The sequence below is a fragment of the Paenibacillus lautus NBRC 15380 genome (genome assembly GCF_004000945.1).
GTDB lineage: Bacteria > Bacillota > Bacilli > Paenibacillales > Paenibacillaceae > Paenibacillus_AQ > Paenibacillus_AQ lautus.
Genome location: NZ_BIMF01000001.1, coordinates 1 through 16,616, shown reverse-complemented (window position 1 = coordinate 16,616; position 16,616 = coordinate 1). Strand labels below are relative to the sequence as shown.

The window sequence follows — 16,616 nt, the reverse complement described above, 5'->3', positions numbered from 1 at the left end:
AGGGGTGAAGCCATGAGGCAAATGATAGTTCATTGTGAGCATGAGACCATTCAGATGGCCCTCATCGAAGATGGGAGGTTAGCAGAATTCGCCGTTGAGCGTAGTCGTGAGCAAAGTGTAGTCGGTAGTTTTTATAAGGGCAGGGTTGTTAATGTGCTGCCGGGGATGCAGGCGGCTTTTGTAGATATCGGGCTGAAAAAGAATGCATTTTTATATATTGATGATGTTCTCCATCCTCATTTAGAGAAGCAGCCCAAGCAGAAGCCGTCCATCTCGGTGCTGCTAACGGTAGGCCAGGAACTGATCGTGCAAGTGATGAAGGAACCGAGAGGCGGCAAGGGGGCACGGGTCACTACCCATTTCTCGCTTCCTGGCAGATGCATGGTGTACATGCCGACTGCGGATTATGTTGCCGTCTCCAAGAAAATCGGACGTGATGCGGAAAGAGCAAGGCTGAAGAGTATCGGCGAGCAGCTCCGCACAGACGAAGAGGGAATCATTATCCGAACCGTATCGGAGGACGAGCCTCTAGAATTCCTTAAGGGAGATCTTGAGTATCTGCGAAAAGAGTGGGCACGAATTCTCGACAAGGCCGAATCTTCTTCTGCTCCGACGCTTCTTCATCGCGATTTAGGTCTGCTGCAGCGATTTCTCCGCGATGCCTTTGATCCGCTCCATGACGAACTTGTGATCGACAGCAAGCTTAAAGGCGAGGAAACCAAGAGCTATCTGAAGGAAACCGTTCCTGGTATGGAGCCAAAGGTTACATATTACTTGGAAGGAAGTCCGATTTTTCAAGCTTACGGGTTGGACGAGCAGATGAGAGCCGGCTTTGCAAGGAAAATCACGCTTCCCGAGGGTGTAACCATCGTTGTAGATCAGACGGAAGCCATGACCGTCATGGATGTGAACACAGCCAAATATATCGGTGGGGATAATTTCGAGGAAACGGTACTGAGGACAAACCTTCTGGCGGCGCAGCAGATTGCAAGAATCCTGCGGCTCTGGGATATCGGAGGCATTATCATCGTGGATTTCATCGATATGGATCGTGAAGAGCACCGGGAGCAGGTTGTTTCTGCCATGGAGACTGTGATGCGCAAGGACCGCACCAAGAGCTTTGTGGTGGGTTGGACCAAGCTGGGACTGCTTGAAATGACCCGCAAAAAAGCCAGAGAGAGCTCTTCGCTCCCATTTGCCAAGCCTTGCAGAGCTTGCGGGGGCAGAGGCATTGCTATCGAACAATAATGTTGACGATGAACATGGAATATGATATTATCATTAGGTATGTGTCTAGTGAAGGTTTGCTGCACATGCTGTAACCGCTCCGGTTGGGTTAGCAAGGACGTTCCTGTTCGGGACGGACACCTTGAACTAGGCGAGTCTGAGACATAGGGAGGTGCAAGCAAATGTACGCTATTATCGAAACAGGTGGTAAACAATACAAAGTTCAAGAGGGCGACGTATTGTTCATCGAGAAGCTGACTGCAGGTGACGGCGAGAGCGTGACTTTCGACCGTGTACTGGCCGTATCCAAAGAGGACGGGTTGGTAGCAGGTACGCCGGTTGTTTCCGGTGCGACTGTAACTGCAAAGGTAGAGAAGCACGGTAAAGGCCGTAAGGTCGTTGTATACAAATACAAGCCGAAGAAGAACTACCACAAGAAGCAAGGTCATCGTCAACCTTACACTAAAGTAACCATCGAGAAAATCCAAGCGTAAGTAGGTGCGGTAATTGATTACTGTACAAGTTTTGCGCGGGGGAGATGGACGGATCCATAGCTTCAAGGTAACGGGACACGCGGGATATGCCAATCCTGGAGAAGATATTGTATGTGCTGGAGTTTCCAGCATTACAGTGGGAACGGTCAATTCCATCGAAGCGTTAACCGGAACCGTTATGGAGACCCGGATGAAGGGCGGCTTTCTTAGCGCGAATCTTCCGCCTACGGCAGACGATTCCGTCTCGGGACAAGTTCAATTGCTTCTCGAATCCATGGTTGTTATGTTACAGGGAATTGCTGATTCATACGGCAAGTATATAAGAATACAAGAATTGACTACTTGAAGAAGGAGGTAGACAACATGTTGAAATTGGATCTTCAGTTATTCGCATCGAAAAAAGGTGTAGGTTCCACAAAGAACGGTCGCGATAGCGAATCGAAACGTCTTGGTGTGAAACGTGCAGACGGTCAAGCAGTGACTGGCGGCAGCATCTTGGTTCGCCAACGCGGAACGAAAATTCATCCAGGCACGAACGTAGGTATCGGTAAAGACGATACTTTGTTTGCGAAAGTTGACGGCGTTGTGAAATTTGAACGTTGGGGTCGTGATCGCAAGAAAGTGAGCGTCTACCCGGTTGATGTCGCTCCAGTAGCGGCTGCAGTAGAAGCTTAATCGTTTCTTATGCTGCATACAGAAGAAGCCTTTCGGCATCGTTGCCGGGGCTTCTTTTTTTGTAAAATGCGCAAAGATCATCATCCAGGGGATGAACCGTCCTGAAAGTCTATGATATACTGGGATTTGGTGAATGTAACCAATTGCTGTTGAAAGACGAGGAGAAGCGATGAAATCCTGGAAATGGATAGCGGCTGGGGCGGGGTTAACCTCCGTAATACCCGTAGCATGGATGGTATGGAAACCGACTTTGGCTGCAGGAGCAGTGTTAACGGTTTGGGCTGTCGCTGCGTCTGCCTGCGGTGCATGGCTTGTCCGAAAATCGGAGGAGCGCAGGCAGCAAGCCATCATTCGGAATGTGGAGCAGAGGGCGATTCAGATGCTGAATCACCATCGTCATGATTGGATGAATGAGCTTCAAATTTTGTACGGCTACATTCAACTTGGAAAGCTTGATAAAACAGTGGGTTCTGTGGAAAGAATAAAGGACAGGATGGCGACGGAGAGCAGAATCTCGAAGCTGGGCATTCCTTCGCTGGTTTTTTATTTACATTCATACCGCACGTACAGCAACAATCTGCAGCTCGACGTTGAAGTTGTGGACCAGGTGCAACTGGAAGACAAAGTATCGCCACAAACGGCGGATTCTTTTACCGAAGCCATCATTCAAACGGTGAGAGCCTTTCAATTGAGCGGAAAAGCGTCCTGGGGGGATACCCGGCAATTAACATTAACATTTATGCAGCAAGAACAAGAGCTGATGGTATGGGCACAAGGAGAAGGATCCTTTGGAGACCCGGACAGCTTGAAGCTTCAGATTGAACAATCCGTAAAAGGCGAAGGCATTCGGGTGGAGCAGACGGAGCCGGGGGAGACCTCGTATCGTTTGTATTTGCCGTTTGTGACTTGAGGAAGGTGATTTCATGTTTGTAGATAAGGCAAAAGTATATGTAAAAGGCGGAGACGGCGGCGATGGTCTCATTGCGTTCCGTCGAGAGAAATACGTTCCTGAAGGCGGACCTGCCGGCGGTGACGGCGGTAAGGGCGGCGACGTGATTTTCCGGGTGGACGAAGGACTGCGCACGTTGATGGATTTCCGTTACCAGAAGCATTTTAAAGCCAAGCGCGGGGAAAAAGGCCGCAATAAAAGTCAGCATGGCGCCAATGCGGATAGCATGATTGTCCGTATCCCGCCGGGTACCGTCTTAACGGATGATGATACCGGTGAGGTGATTGGCGATTTGACCCGGCACGGTCAACAGGTTGTTGTTGCCAGAGGAGGCCGTGGAGGACGCGGAAATATCCGCTTTGCCACGCCGAACAATCCGGCGCCTGAACTTGCCGAGAACGGCGAGGAAGGCGAAGAGCGTTACGTAACCATGGAACTTAAAGTGATGGCTGATGTAGGTCTCGTCGGGTTTCCAAGCGTAGGCAAATCAACCTTGTTGTCCGTTGTATCTGCAGCTCAGCCGAAGATCGGCGCGTACCACTTTACGACCATAACGCCGAATTTGGGAGTGGTTGAGGTTGGAGACGGGCGCAGTTTCGTCATGGCTGACTTGCCTGGTCTGATTGAGGGTGCTCATGAAGGCGTGGGACTTGGTCACGAATTCCTCCGGCACGTGGAAAGAACACGCGTCATTGTCCATGTTGTGGATATGGCAGGCACGGAAGGAAGAGATCCGTTTGAGGACTGGGAAAAAATCAATGATGAAATCAGGCTTTACAACCCGGTTCTAGTCGAACGGCCGCAAATCGTAGCCGCCAATAAAATGGACATGCCGGAGGCCGAAGAGTATTTAGCAGCCTTCAAAGAGAAGGTGAAAGAGATTCGTCCGGACATCGAGGTGATGCCGATTTCCTCCCTGACTCGACAGGGTATCCAGGAACTTCTTTACCGCACGATCGATGTGCTCGAAAGCATTCCGGATGAGCCTGCCATTGAAGAAGTATCCGAGGTTTCCGAGCGTAAGGTTTATAAATTCAAAGCACAAAACGACAACTCCTTCACCGTCACTAGGGATAATGAGATGTATGTGGTGCATAGCGAGCGAATTGAGCGGATGCTGAAACGGATGCAGATGAATTCGCATGATGCTATTCTGAAGCTTGCAAGAACGATGCGTCATATGGGCGTCGATGAAGAGCTTCGGAAACGGGGCGCGACAGAAGGCACCATTGTACGGATTGGCGATTTCGAATTTGAATTTGTTGAAGGCAGCAGCTACTATTGATGCGCAAAAGAAATACATTTTGAAGAAAAATACCGCAAGGTCTGTATAACAGCAGGCTTGGCGGTATTTTTTTTCGTGAATGCAGTTGTATCCCCGTGAATCGATATCACGTAAATATGCGCAGTGGTTTATGGAAGCTGTTGTGAAGTTGTTCCGATATGCCTTTTTCCATTTAGGTTTCCAAATTTTGCATCCACATATCGGGTAAATCGTATACAATAGTAGTACAATAGTCCTTTTCCCTAGACCATCAGGATGGAAGGAACGGCGTAAAAAGGAGTGTAGAACTATGGCTATTATTGAAGTTGTAAAATATGAAGGGCCGCCGGATGTGTTTGCTTGGCGTTATCCGAATCAGGAGTTAGGCACTTGGACTCAGCTTATTGTTCATGAGACACAGGAGGCAATCCTGTATAAGGGCGGTCAGGCCCTGGACTCCTTCTCGGCTGGGAGACATACACTGAGTACGGCGAATATACCGATTTTATCCAATGTGATCAATCTTCCATTCGGCGGGAAGTCTCCCTTTACGGCAGAAGTCTGGTTTGTGAACAAACTTCGTTCACTGGACGTGAAATGGGGGACGAGCTCTCCGATCCAGCTGCAAGATCCGAAATACAATATCATCGTATCGGTCCGGGCTTTTGGCCAATTCGGCGTACAGATCAGCGATCCGCGAAAATTTCTGGCAACCATGGTCGGTACGCTGCCGACTTTTGACCAGGGCACACTGATTAAATATTATCGCGGCGTACTGATGTCCAATATTACGGAAATCATATCCTCCTATATCGTTCGCAAAAAAATCAGCGTTGTGGAGATCAATGCTTACATAGCGGAAATATCGAAGCATATCATGGAAGCGATTGCGCCTTCATTTGATGAGATGGGGATCACCCTGCTGAATTTCTATGTGGATTCCATCAACATACCGGAGAATGACCCTGCAGCCGTTCGAATCAAGGAAGCGTTGGCAAAGAAAGCGGAGATGGACATCATCGGATATACCTATCATCAGGAAAGAACCTTTAATACGCTTGAGGGAGCGGCAAAGAATCCCGGCAGCCCGGCAGCGGTCATCGGAACCGGACTGGGCATGGGACTTGGGATGGTCGGGCCGATGTATGAGACCGCCCGGCATATGTTTGAGAGTTCGGAGGCTCAAGAGAAGAACGATATGCAAATTAAACAGAAGGCATGTACTAAGTGCGGAACACGGAACGGGGAAGAAGCCCGATTCTGTTCGGGATGCGGCCAGTCGCTTCCGGCACAAGCGGAGCACGAACCGGCGAGAACCGTCCAGTGCAACGATTGCGGGCAGCCTCTGCCTTCGAATGCCAAGTTTTGCCTTCACTGCGGAGACCCTTACCATGCATGTCCTAAGTGTGGCCATGACCACCCGCCAGGTGCTGTCGAGTGTCCGGATTGTGGTGCACTGCTGCCTATGCCTTGCCGGGCATGCGGTGAGTTGGTGGATGCGGAAGCCAAGTTTTGTCCGCACTGCGGTTCAAGCCACGCGCTTACATGTCCTGGATGTCAACATGAGGTCAAACCGGGCCAGAAGTTTTGCATGGAGTGCGGTCATAAATTGATGTGAAGTGAAAGCGGGGGAATAGAGTGAATACAAGAACCACAAGTCGAAACGGATTATGGCTGGCTGCCGTTGTGCTTCCGGTCGTAACCATCCTTCTGTTCGGATTGATCGGTGGGATGGATCAGCTGAATTCTTGGATATCGGGCATTGCCCTCGGATGCGCGGAAGCGGCCATTCTCGTCTTTATCGGTTTTATCATTCACGTGCGTAAAGCGGCTTCGTCAGGAGCTCCTTTTTATATTGCTTCAGGCGTCATTATAGTAATCTATGCAGTCTCCGTTTTGCTGGAGGTCATTCTGCTGGGATATTTATTTAAGCTGCCTGAATCTTCGTATTTTATGATTCATCTCATAACCTTTCTGGGGTTTTCGGTTGTTTTGGGATTGGTAGCTCTGGCGGGAAAATATGCAGGAGCTCATGAACGGAAGGAAAGTGATCATCTGGCGGTTAAGAAAGATACGGTGGCCTGGATCGGGGGGATCCGGAGAAAACTAGGTGAGATGCCCGGTGAGAACCTTCATTCGTTAGACCGGCAGATGGCCGAGCTTGAGGAAACGCTTCGTTATAGTGATCCTATCACACACACCTCTTTATATGAAGTGGAGCATATGATCCAGCAAAAGATCGCGATGTTGGAGGACCAAGTGGCGCTGATCGGGGAGACGCAATCGGAACAACGTGATGAGCTGGTAGAGCAAACCGTTCACATCATCCGCGACATCCTTAGAACGGTACAGGATCGCAACACGGAACTTCTGAGAGCAAAAGCGGGATCAACCTAATGCAGATGATAAAGGGGATAGAAAATGAGAGCGTCTGATCTGAAGCGCTTTAAACAGAAATTCACAACAATGGATTATTCCATTATCGCGCTGGCGGTTCTGTTTTTTCCGCTGGCCATTGTGCTGGCGGCTGTTCGGGTCCTTGTCACCCATCGCCATAATCACTGTAAGGGAAGAAACAACCGGCTCTTCGGGTGGGTTCTGGTCATAACCTATGGAATCTTTGAATTGCTTATGATCCTCGCGACTATTGATGATAAAGATGTCGACGGCCTCTATTCGGCTTCCATCGTGTGGGGCGTTATTATACTGGTTCCAGCCATCATCATGCTGTTGATTGCCAAAAAAGAAGATAAGAAATTCAACAGTTTGCTGCAATTTTATTCGAATGCCATTCTGCAAAGAGGACTCGTCCAGATTGAACATATCGCTCGAGAGGCAAGACAAACGCCGGCACATGCCGTCCGGGATATCACGTTCATGTTTGAACGGCGTATGCTGCCAAGCGGAAAGCTGGACAACGGTGTTGTCATCATCCCGTCCTTGAAGAGGAGATCCCATTCCCCATTGCAAGGGGAATTTGTTTCGCGCAGCGGCCAGCGAGTGCAGTATTCACTAGGTGATGTTGCGGCTGAACCAACGCCAATAACCCGAAACGAAGCGGCGCCCGATCCTGGTCCGAAATCTGTGGAATGCCCGGGCTGCGGGGCGAGATCAGTCGTAACGCATTTGGAGAAAAAAGAATGTGAGTATTGCGGTTCGGTGATTGTGGCTTAACCTTATTCATGCGTCTGATTAAGAAACAAATGAGGAGATCTTGGTATGAGCGTTCCAGCGAAGCCTTTTAAATCGCAATTTTCAAAATTCGATTATTTTATTATTGGTCTGACGTATGTGTTTTTTCCATTAGCTTTGATCATTGCTGCATTTCGGATATTACCTACGCAACAACATCATAGTTTCAGGGGGAGAAATGCAAGGCTGATCGGATGGGTATTGTTCGGTACGTACATTATGACCTCACTGATCATGTCACTGGGGAGCGAAACCCGCGAGGAATTCTTAAACGGCAATTTAGCGATGGCATTGTGCCTATTAGTTCCTGCCATGCTGTTGCTTGTTGCTGCTGATCTAGCAGACAAGAAATTCCGAAAGCTGTTGAAAGTTTACGCAGAGGCCGTTTTGCAGCGGCGTCTGATTTACATCGATCATATTGCGATTGTAGCGAATCAAACCCAGGCCCATGTGATCCGGGATTTGAACTTTATGATCAAGGAGCGCATGCTTCCTCCTGGGAAGATTGAGAATGGTGTGCTGATGATCACTTCATTGCACAGAGGGTCAGTGGAACCTGCTGAGACTCAACAGGATATTGGATCGAAGTCTGTGGAATGTTCCGGCTGCGGTGCAAGAACCGTGATTTCACACCAAGAGGAAAAAGAGTGCGAGTACTGCGGCACGATCATTGTTGCTTAGATTTTACCGCGGAGCGTTTGAATTCAAATCGAAAGCATGATTGTTTCATTGGCAGTCTCCACATACCGGAGACTGCTTTTTCTTGCGCATCATTTACAATTTTGATGTTTATACCGATGTGTTCCGATTCGAATTGCGATATAGTATAGGCTATAGCGTTGACATAGGAAATATCGGGATATCTAAAAAACTGGACACTTATGTATTGCCCTTACTTGGTATATCCAGTATAATGTCCACTATACGAATACAGTAGTCTTTGAGGAGAGGACGTTTGTGAAGGAACGCTACTATTTGGTCCGGGAAGACATCCTTCCCGAGGCTGTGGTTAAGACGATGCAAGTGAAAAAATTGCTGGCGTCGGGAGACGTTAGGACGGTCCATGAAGCTGTTGAGCAGGTTGGGCTTAGCCGAAGCGCTTTTTATAAGTACAAGGATGGAATCCACCCCATCAATCAACTGGAACGTGATGAAATCGTAACGATTTCTATCGATATGGAACATCGCTCCGGGATGCTGTCCGAAGTTCTGGGGCTGGTAGCGGGTGAAGGCGGGAATGTGTTAACCATTCATCAGAGCATTCCGCTGCAGGGCATCGCCAATGTCGTGATTTCCGTCGAAGTTTCCCGGCTGAATGAGGAGCTGGATGATCTACTCGACGGATTGAGGCGAATAGCTGGAGTTAGAAGAGTGCAGATGATAGGCCAAGGTTAAGTTATGACGAATAAATAGATATCTATGTGATGGGATACAGGAGGTAGTGTATTAATGAAACCGGTCAAAGTAGGACTTTTGGGATTAGGAACCGTAGGAACAGGGGTTGTCCGCATCGTAGAGGGACACCAGGAGGATTTGAGCAGCCAGGTCGGTTCGCCGATTACGATAGAACGCATCGCTGTCAAACATTTGGAGAAGTACCGCAGTGTCAATGTGGATCAGAATAAATTGACGGAAGATCCATGGGCAGTCATCCGTGATCCGGAGATTGATGTCATCGTTGAAGTGATGGGCGGGATCGAGCAGACGAAAACCTATATCCTCGAAGCGCTTGAGCGCGGCAAGCATATCGTCACCGCAAATAAGGATCTGATGGCTCTCCACGGTGCCGAAATATTAGCCAAGGCGCAAGAGAAGCAGTGCGACGTGTTTTACGAGGCAAGCGTTGCTGGCGGCATTCCCATTATCCGAACGCTGATTGAAGGCTTCTCCTCGGATCGTATCATGAAAATTATGGGGATCGTGAACGGTACAACCAACTTCATTCTGACCAAGATGAGCCAAGAAGGCGCATCGTATGAGGATGTCCTGGCCGAAGCTCAGGAACTGGGTTATGCAGAAGCCGATCCGACCTCCGATGTGGAAGGATTGGACGCGGCCCGCAAAATGGCGATTCTCGGCACACTCGGCTTCCGAACGAACGTCGAGCTCCAGGATGTAACCGTTAAGGGAATCTCGCAAGTGACCAAAGAAGATATCGCCTATGCGAAGCGTTTGGGCTACGAGATGAAGCTTCTGGGTATAGCGGAGCGTCAGGACGATGAGTTCAGCATCACGGTTCAGCCTACGATGGTTCGCAATGGACATCCTATCGCCGCCGTGAATGGGGTATTTAACGCGGTTTATGTATACGGAGAAGCCGTAGGCGAAACGATGTTTTACGGCGCTGGCGCCGGCGAGATGCCAACCGCTACATCCGTTGTTGCCGACCTGGTTGCCGTCATCAAGAATCTGAAGCTCGGCGTCAACGGCCTCAAGGCCATCGTTCCTTACAAACCGAAGAAACTCAAAACCGATGAGCAGATCATGTACAAGAATTTCATTTTGCTGCATGTGGACGATAAGGCAGGTGTGCTTGCCCAGATTACGCAAGTGTTCGCTGAATATAACGTCAGCCTGGAATCCGTTGTCCAGCAGCCGAACGAGCATAATCCGGACGCTGAGATTATCATCGTCACGCACAATGCGAGCAAAGCCAATATGGATGAAGTGTTGAATCATTTCGAAGGCCTGGAAGTCATTCGCCGGATAAAAAGTGTTTACCGTGTTGAAGGATAAGGGATTAGAATCCATTCAATAACCCGAACTAATTTTTTCATAAGAAAAGGAGAACATGAGAGATGCCGTATGAAGGATTGCTTCAAACCTACAGAGAATATTTGCCGGTGAATGAGCGTACTCCGCTTCTAACGCTTAAGGAAGGGAACACCCCCTTGATCAAAGCTGTGAATCTATCCGAAGAGCTCGGAATTGATCTGCATTTCAAATTTGAAGGACTTAATCCAACGGGTTCATTTAAAGACCGCGGAATGGTGATGGCCGTAGCGAAAGCAATGGAAGAGGGAAGCCGTACCATTATGTGCGCTTCAACGGGTAATACTTCTGCAGCAGCAGCTGCTTATGCCGCTCGTGGCGGATTAAATTGTATCGTTATCATTCCGAACAATAATATTGCGCTCGGCAAGCTCGCCCAGGCGATGATCTACGGAGCGAAGGTCATTGCGATCGAGGGCAATTTTGACCGCGCACTGGAAATCGTACGCGAGATTACGGCGAAGCATCCGATTGCGCTTGTGAACTCCGTGAATCCCTATCGAATCGAAGGCCAGAAGACGGCTGCATTCGAAGTCGTTGACCAGTTGGGGAAAGCTCCGGACGTGCTGGCGATTCCGGTCGGCAATGCGGGGAACATCTCCGCTTACTGGAAAGGATTTAAAGAGTACCATGCTGCGGGCAAATCATCTTCACTTCCGAAAATGCTTGGATTTGAAGCGGAAGGTGCTATGGCGATCGTGAAGGGAGAGCCTATCGCGAATCCGGAAACGGTAGCGACTGCCATCCGTATCGGGAACCCGGCCAGCTGGAAAACCGCGGTTGCCGCCGCAGAGGAATCCGGTGGACAGATTAACTACGTGACGGATGAAGAAATTTTGGAAGCATACCGCAAAATCGCATCGCGTGAGGGCATTTTTGCCGAGCCAGGATCGGCTGCCTCCATCGCAGGCGTTTATAAAATGAAGCGCGAAGGATACTTTAAAGGTGGAGAGTCCGTTGTCTGTGTGCTGACAGGGCATGGGCTCAAGGATCCGAATATCGCCATTTCTACGGTGAACGCCGAACCGCTCGTCGTATCAGATACGGAATCAGCTGTAATGGATGCCATTGCTAAGCTTGAAGGAGCTGCACGGGTATGAGTTTGTCCCAAGGTGTCCGGGTGAGGGTTCCGGCCAGTACGGCTAATTTGGGACCCGGATTCGATACACTCGGCATGGCATTGTCTCTGTATTCCTGGATCGAGATGAAGGCGTCGGAGCGGACCGCATTCCATCTTCATGGTGATGAGATGGGCGGTCTGCCGACCGATAAGAGCAACCTGATCTACAAGGTGGCTCAGATGGTTTTCGAAGAGGCGGGACAGGCTGTTCCTGATCTTGAGATTTCCATGTATTCCGAAATTCCGCTTACCCGCGGCCTTGGCAGCAGTGCATCGGCCATTGTAGGGGCGCTGGCGGCTGCTAATGGGCTGATCGGTTCGCCGCTGCCCGATTCCAAGCTTTTTGACATGGCGACGGATCTTGAGAAGCACCCGGATAATGTAGGGGCTTCTTTATTTGGAGGGATTATTACGGCTGTATGGGACGGAGCCCATGCGGATTATATCCGCATTGAACCTCCAGCCGACCTCGGAACGCTCGTGGTTATTCCCGATTTCGAGTTGGCTACATCCAAAGCAAGGGAAGCGCTGCCCGCCCAGGTCAGTTTAGCGGATGCTGTATATAATATTAGTCGATCCTCCTTAATGACCGCGGCTCTTTCTGCAGGCAGACTGGACTTGATTCGTGCTGCTATGCAAGACCGGATTCACCAGCCCTATCGGGTGCCGCTTGTGCCAGGGATGACCAAGATTTTGACCGAAGCGACAAGCCACGGAGCGCTCGGTGTTGCGCTAAGCGGAGCGGGCCCGACGATGATTGCGTTGGTGGATCGGAACGATTCGCGGGTAGAAGAATTGAGCGCGTATTTAATGGAGACGATGAAGGCGGAAGGAATCTCGTCTTCGTGCTACCAATTGAATCCAGTTGCGGAAGGCGTCCAGCTCTTGGATGATATAAACAATAGATCCTTTTTGGATATGATTAGAGGGGAAGTTACCGCATGAAAAAAATAGCCTTGTTGCCCTCAGGATCGGTATCTCATGAAGCGATACTTTATCTCCTTAACGGTGAGCCGGTGGAGTTTGTCCACCATAAACTGATCTCTGATGTATTTATGTCTACAGTAGAAGGAAAAAGCGATTACAGCGTGATCCCGATTGAGAATACCATCGAAGGCTCCGTGAGCCTTCATATGGATTGGTTGGTCAATGAAGTGGATCTGCCGATGCAGGTGGAGTGGGTCTATCCATCCATTCAAAACCTGATCGGAAATGCTGCCGAGTTCCAATCAATTGACGGTACGATGGATTACAGTAAAATCAAAAAAATTTGGTCTCACCAAGTTGCAACGGCCCAGTGCCGTCAGTTCCTCGCGAAGGCTGCACCACAGGCTGAGTTGGAGCAAGTAGGCAGCACCTCGGAAGGGGTTAAGATCGTAAAGGAAAATCCCGGCCAGGGATGGGCGGCGATCGGCACTTCACTAGGCGCAGCCACTCACGAATTAAACGTGCTTGCCGAGCGTATTACCGACCATGATAACAATTACACCCGGTTTGTATTGATTGGACGCGAACCGATTTCAGTCAACCGTTCGCCGGAGCATATCAAGACCAGCATTCTTGTGACTCTCCCAGAGGATGTGCCGGGAGCGCTGCATCAGGTGCTTTCCGCTTTTGCATGGCGGCGCCTGAACCTGTCGCGCATCGAATCCCGTCCGACGAAGAAGAAGCTCGGTAATTACTATTTTTATATCGATGTCATGGCCGCAGCGGATTCCGTGCTATTACTCGCCGCCATGGGAGAGATTGAAGCGCTGGGATGTTTGGTTCGTGTGCTGGGTACTTACCCGGGCTATGCGTACGAGAGTGAGAAAATGGAGGTTAAGTAAATGTCAGAGCAATGGATCTATCTGGATGGAGAATTCGTCACAAAAGAGAATGCGAAAGTATCCGTTTTTGACCATGGATTTTTGTACGGAGACGGCATATTCGAAGGCATTCGGATATATAACGGCAACATCTTTAAGTGCAAGGAGCACTTGGATCGGCTGTACGATTCCGCCAAGTCCATCGATTTAGTCATCCCCCTGGCATATGATGAGCTCCTGGAAGCTATGGCTGAAACGATTCGACGCAACGATATGCGAAACGGGTACATCCGTATCGTCGTATCCCGAGGTGCAGGCAATCTGGGTCTGGATCCGCGTCGCTGCCCTAAACCAACGGTGTTAATCATTGTGGAGCAGCTGGCAATCTACTCTGAAGAAGCTTATCTCAATGGTTTGAAGGCCGTATCTGTAGCCCAGCGCCGTAACATACCGGATGCGCTCAATCCGAAAATCAAGTCTCTGAACTATTTGAACAATATTCTTGTGAAGATCCAATCCAACTTTGCGGGAGCGGATGAAGCGATCATGATGAATGCACAAGGATATGTGACGGAAGGCTCCGGGGATAATATTTTTATCGTGAAAAACGGCGTGGTCACCACGCCACCGTGCTACCTTGGTGCGCTTGAAGGCATTACCCGTCAGGCGATTATTGATCTATGCGATAAACTCGCCATTAAATTGAAGGAAGAGCCTTTCAGCATGCATGACGTATATATTGCAGACGAAGTCTTTTTTACAGGAACCGCCGCTGAGGTCATCGCCGCTCGTGAAATTGACGGACGGATGATCGGAAAAGGGCAGGCTGGTCCAATTACGCTTCAATTGCTCGAGGAATTCCGCAAAATTGTGGATCAAGACGGCTATAAAGTGTGGGAATCCTAATATTTAAGGACAGCTAAATAAACGACTTAAACAATCCTTTCATGTCGATGAAAGGATTTTTTTTGCCCAGAGGGATGTCAATCGCCTATTCCGTGCATAGGATGTAGTAACGAAAGCGGGCGAATTACATGACGCCTAGAAGAGTGTAGGAGGTTTTAGCGGCGTGAAGATACACATCGTCAAGGAAGGCGACACCCTATATGAGCTGTCCCAAAAATACGACGTTCCTTTAGCGAAAATCATCGATGCCAATCCACAGCTGGTGGATCCGAATAAGCTCGATGTCGGTACCAAAATCAAAGTACCGACAGAGCCTGTTCCGGTACCAGGCGGCAGCCAACCCATTATCCATAAGCATACGGTAAAGCAGGGGGACTCCCTCTGGAAATTGTCGAAGGCATGGGGAGTAACATTGAAGGAAATCATTGATGCCAATCCGCAGCTTAAAAATCCGAATGCCCTGCTGGTGGGAGAAGTCGTGAACATCCCTTCATCAGGCGTATATGCGGAGTCTGGCGCAGATGACGGGGTTTCAATGAGCAGTGGTAGTGGCAGTGGCAGTGGTTCTACCCCGGGCAAGAAGAAGCCGGGCAGCAAGGATTACACCGGAGTAAAGGAAGAAATCACAGCGCCGATCGAGCAGCCTCCGGTTGTTCCTGAAGTTAAGGAGCCCGAGCCGCCGATTTTGCCGAAACTTCCTGAGATTTCGCCTTTTCCCGAGGAGCCTAAGAAATTCGAACCGGAGTACAAACCGGAGATTTTACCTGAAATCAAGAAGCCGATCGTTCTACCGGAAGTCAAGAAACCAGAGATCCTGCCAGAAGTAAAGAAACCGGATGTCATGCCGGATTTTAAAAAGCCCGTAATCATGCCTGATTTCAAACCGGAATTTAAACCGGAATTTAAACCTGAATTCAAACCGGAATTCAAACCAGAGTACAACCCGCCATATAAACCAATAGAGCCGGAGTTTATGTACCCTGTCAAAACCATGCCGTTACCTCACCCAATCCATTCCATGGCCGAACCATGTCCGCCTTTTGCGGAGATGCCACTTCATATGATGCCGCATCCGTGTCCGGAATTTCCTTTTAAAGAAGCGCCTGCATTTATGATGCCTCCATACGGCGGGTTTCATGAAGAACCATGTGGTTGCCATGAACCTAAACATTGGCATGGTGCCGATTACGGCACAGCCATCCATCCGTACCACCATATACCGCAGGAAGCGATGCCTGTTTCCTACAATGAAGGCTGGGGAAATGTAGTTTCAGGATATCCGGGTGTTTCTGAACAGCCCATGAGCTTGGAATATTCCCAGTTCTCGATCACGGAATCATATACAGGGAATATGGGTTCCGATTACCATCCATATCCTGAGCATCATCATACAGCGGCGACATACGGTTATGTTCCATCTCCTTGCGGGTGCCACGGGGGAGAAGTGAGTCCGCACTATAACATGCCGCAGCACGGGCATTATCAGTATGCACCAGACATGGCGGTACCGTATCAACCGTGGCAGGGTGGAATGGACTACAATGCTGGGGCATACGGCTATCCGTCCGCACACATGGGAACTCAAGGAGCATATCCTCCATTTGTAAATCCATATGAACAAAACTGGAATGATCGGCAAAATGACCAGCAGTTCGATTCGGCATTCAATCCGTCGGCTTCATTCGAAGTGAAGCAATCCAATATGTCGGTCAGCAGTGAAGTTGAGAACGATACGGAACCTTCCGCATCCAGAGATACCACCATTGAAGAGAATGCCAAGGAGCGGGCCAAAGTCCATCGTCAGCAAGCTAATAAAACAAGAACGGCAGCCAAGAAATCACGCAAGCCTCAAGCCTCACCAAAAGGCAAGCGCCACAATCCCTGGATCAAGGGTTAAGACATCATCAATGAAAGCCTGGTTATAGCTAAACAAAAGGGACCTCATCTTGGTCCCTTTTGTATGCTCGCCTGACATACTGTCTATGAATCTACTGTAATGTAATACTGCTAACCGCCATTTATAAAAGAAACACCATTTGGAAGAAATTATGTATTGCTATCGAATCGAGAAATATGATACATTATAAATCCAGTCGCGATAAGCAAGATGCGATGGGATAGAGGTAAACCGAAAGTAATGAAGAACTTAAGAAGAACTTAAAAAACTTTCTAAAAAAACCTCTTGCATTATCGAAATAAACATGATATA

Annotated in this window: 17 protein-coding genes; all 17 read left to right on the top strand. The window is 49.2% G+C overall.

What is annotated here, in order from left to right; genetic code table 11:
* Positions 1–12: 12 nt before the first annotated feature.
* Entirely contained in the window at positions 13–1,248 is a 1,236-nt protein-coding gene (locus PLA01S_RS00085; protein WP_127589512.1) for an Rne/Rng family ribonuclease, read from the top strand.
* A 161-nt stretch (positions 1,249–1,409) separates the two neighbouring features.
* A complete protein-coding gene (gene rplU / locus PLA01S_RS00080; RefSeq protein ID WP_006208810.1) occupies positions 1,410–1,721 on the top strand; it encodes a 50S ribosomal protein L21 in 312 nt (103 codons plus the stop codon).
* Positions 1,722–1,734: 13 nt separating this feature from the next.
* The gene (locus PLA01S_RS00075) at positions 1,735–2,067 is read left to right on the top strand and encodes a ribosomal-processing cysteine protease Prp (protein WP_076323135.1); all 333 of its coding nucleotides are present in this window, start codon (positions 1,735–1,737) and stop codon (positions 2,065–2,067) included.
* Positions 2,068–2,084: 17 nt separating this feature from the next.
* Entirely contained in the window at positions 2,085–2,396 is a 312-nt protein-coding gene (gene rpmA, locus PLA01S_RS00070; RefSeq protein ID WP_015734021.1) for a 50S ribosomal protein L27, read from the top strand.
* A 169-nt stretch (positions 2,397–2,565) separates the two neighbouring features.
* Positions 2,566–3,306 carry a Spo0B domain-containing protein gene (locus tag PLA01S_RS32325; protein ID WP_246059255.1) on the top strand — a complete coding sequence of 247 codons (741 nt, stop codon included), beginning with the start codon at positions 2,566–2,568 and terminating at the stop codon, positions 3,304–3,306.
* A gap of 13 nt (positions 3,307–3,319) precedes the next feature.
* On the top strand, positions 3,320–4,630 hold the full coding sequence (gene obgE, locus PLA01S_RS00060) for a GTPase ObgE (protein ID WP_127589511.1): 1,311 nt from the start codon (positions 3,320–3,322) through the stop codon (positions 4,628–4,630).
* 289 nt (positions 4,631–4,919) lie between these two features.
* Complete coding sequence (locus PLA01S_RS00055; protein ID WP_127589510.1) at positions 4,920–6,227, top strand: SPFH domain-containing protein; 1,308 nt, start codon at positions 4,920–4,922, stop codon at positions 6,225–6,227.
* A 20-nt stretch (positions 6,228–6,247) separates the two neighbouring features.
* The gene (locus PLA01S_RS00050) at positions 6,248–7,006 is read left to right on the top strand and encodes a hypothetical protein (protein ID WP_127589509.1); all 759 of its coding nucleotides are present in this window, start codon (positions 6,248–6,250) and stop codon (positions 7,004–7,006) included.
* A 24-nt stretch (positions 7,007–7,030) separates the two neighbouring features.
* Positions 7,031–7,783, top strand: coding sequence for a hypothetical protein (locus tag PLA01S_RS00045; RefSeq protein ID WP_127589508.1), 753 nt, complete (start codon positions 7,031–7,033; stop codon positions 7,781–7,783).
* A 45-nt stretch (positions 7,784–7,828) separates the two neighbouring features.
* Complete coding sequence (locus tag PLA01S_RS00040) at positions 7,829–8,482, top strand: hypothetical protein (protein ID WP_127589507.1); 654 nt, start codon at positions 7,829–7,831, stop codon at positions 8,480–8,482.
* 276 nt (positions 8,483–8,758) lie between these two features.
* Positions 8,759–9,196 carry a transcriptional regulator ThrR gene (gene thrR / locus PLA01S_RS00035; protein WP_009594028.1) on the top strand — a complete coding sequence of 146 codons (438 nt, stop codon included), beginning with the start codon at positions 8,759–8,761 and terminating at the stop codon, positions 9,194–9,196.
* A gap of 54 nt (positions 9,197–9,250) precedes the next feature.
* On the top strand, positions 9,251–10,537 hold the full coding sequence (locus tag PLA01S_RS00030; RefSeq protein ID WP_100540825.1) for a homoserine dehydrogenase: 1,287 nt from the start codon (positions 9,251–9,253) through the stop codon (positions 10,535–10,537).
* Between the two features lie 62 nt (positions 10,538–10,599).
* A complete protein-coding gene (thrC, locus tag PLA01S_RS00025) occupies positions 10,600–11,673 on the top strand; it encodes a threonine synthase (RefSeq protein WP_076323143.1) in 1,074 nt (357 codons plus the stop codon).
* The gene (gene thrB / locus PLA01S_RS00020; RefSeq protein ID WP_127589506.1) at positions 11,670–12,638 is read left to right on the top strand and encodes a homoserine kinase; all 969 of its coding nucleotides are present in this window, start codon (positions 11,670–11,672) and stop codon (positions 12,636–12,638) included. The genes thrC and thrB overlap by 4 nt, the downstream gene beginning before the upstream one ends.
* A complete protein-coding gene (gene pheA / locus PLA01S_RS00015; protein ID WP_127589505.1) occupies positions 12,635–13,522 on the top strand; it encodes a prephenate dehydratase in 888 nt (295 codons plus the stop codon). The genes thrB and pheA overlap by 4 nt, the downstream gene beginning before the upstream one ends.
* The gene (ilvE, locus tag PLA01S_RS00010) at positions 13,523–14,407 is read left to right on the top strand and encodes a branched-chain-amino-acid transaminase (protein ID WP_127589504.1); all 885 of its coding nucleotides are present in this window, start codon (positions 13,523–13,525) and stop codon (positions 14,405–14,407) included.
* A 163-nt stretch (positions 14,408–14,570) separates the two neighbouring features.
* Positions 14,571–16,304, top strand: a complete 1,734-nt coding sequence (locus tag PLA01S_RS00005; protein ID WP_127589503.1) for a LysM peptidoglycan-binding domain-containing protein — start codon at positions 14,571–14,573, stop codon at positions 16,302–16,304.
* Positions 16,305–16,616: the final 312 nt, after the last annotated feature.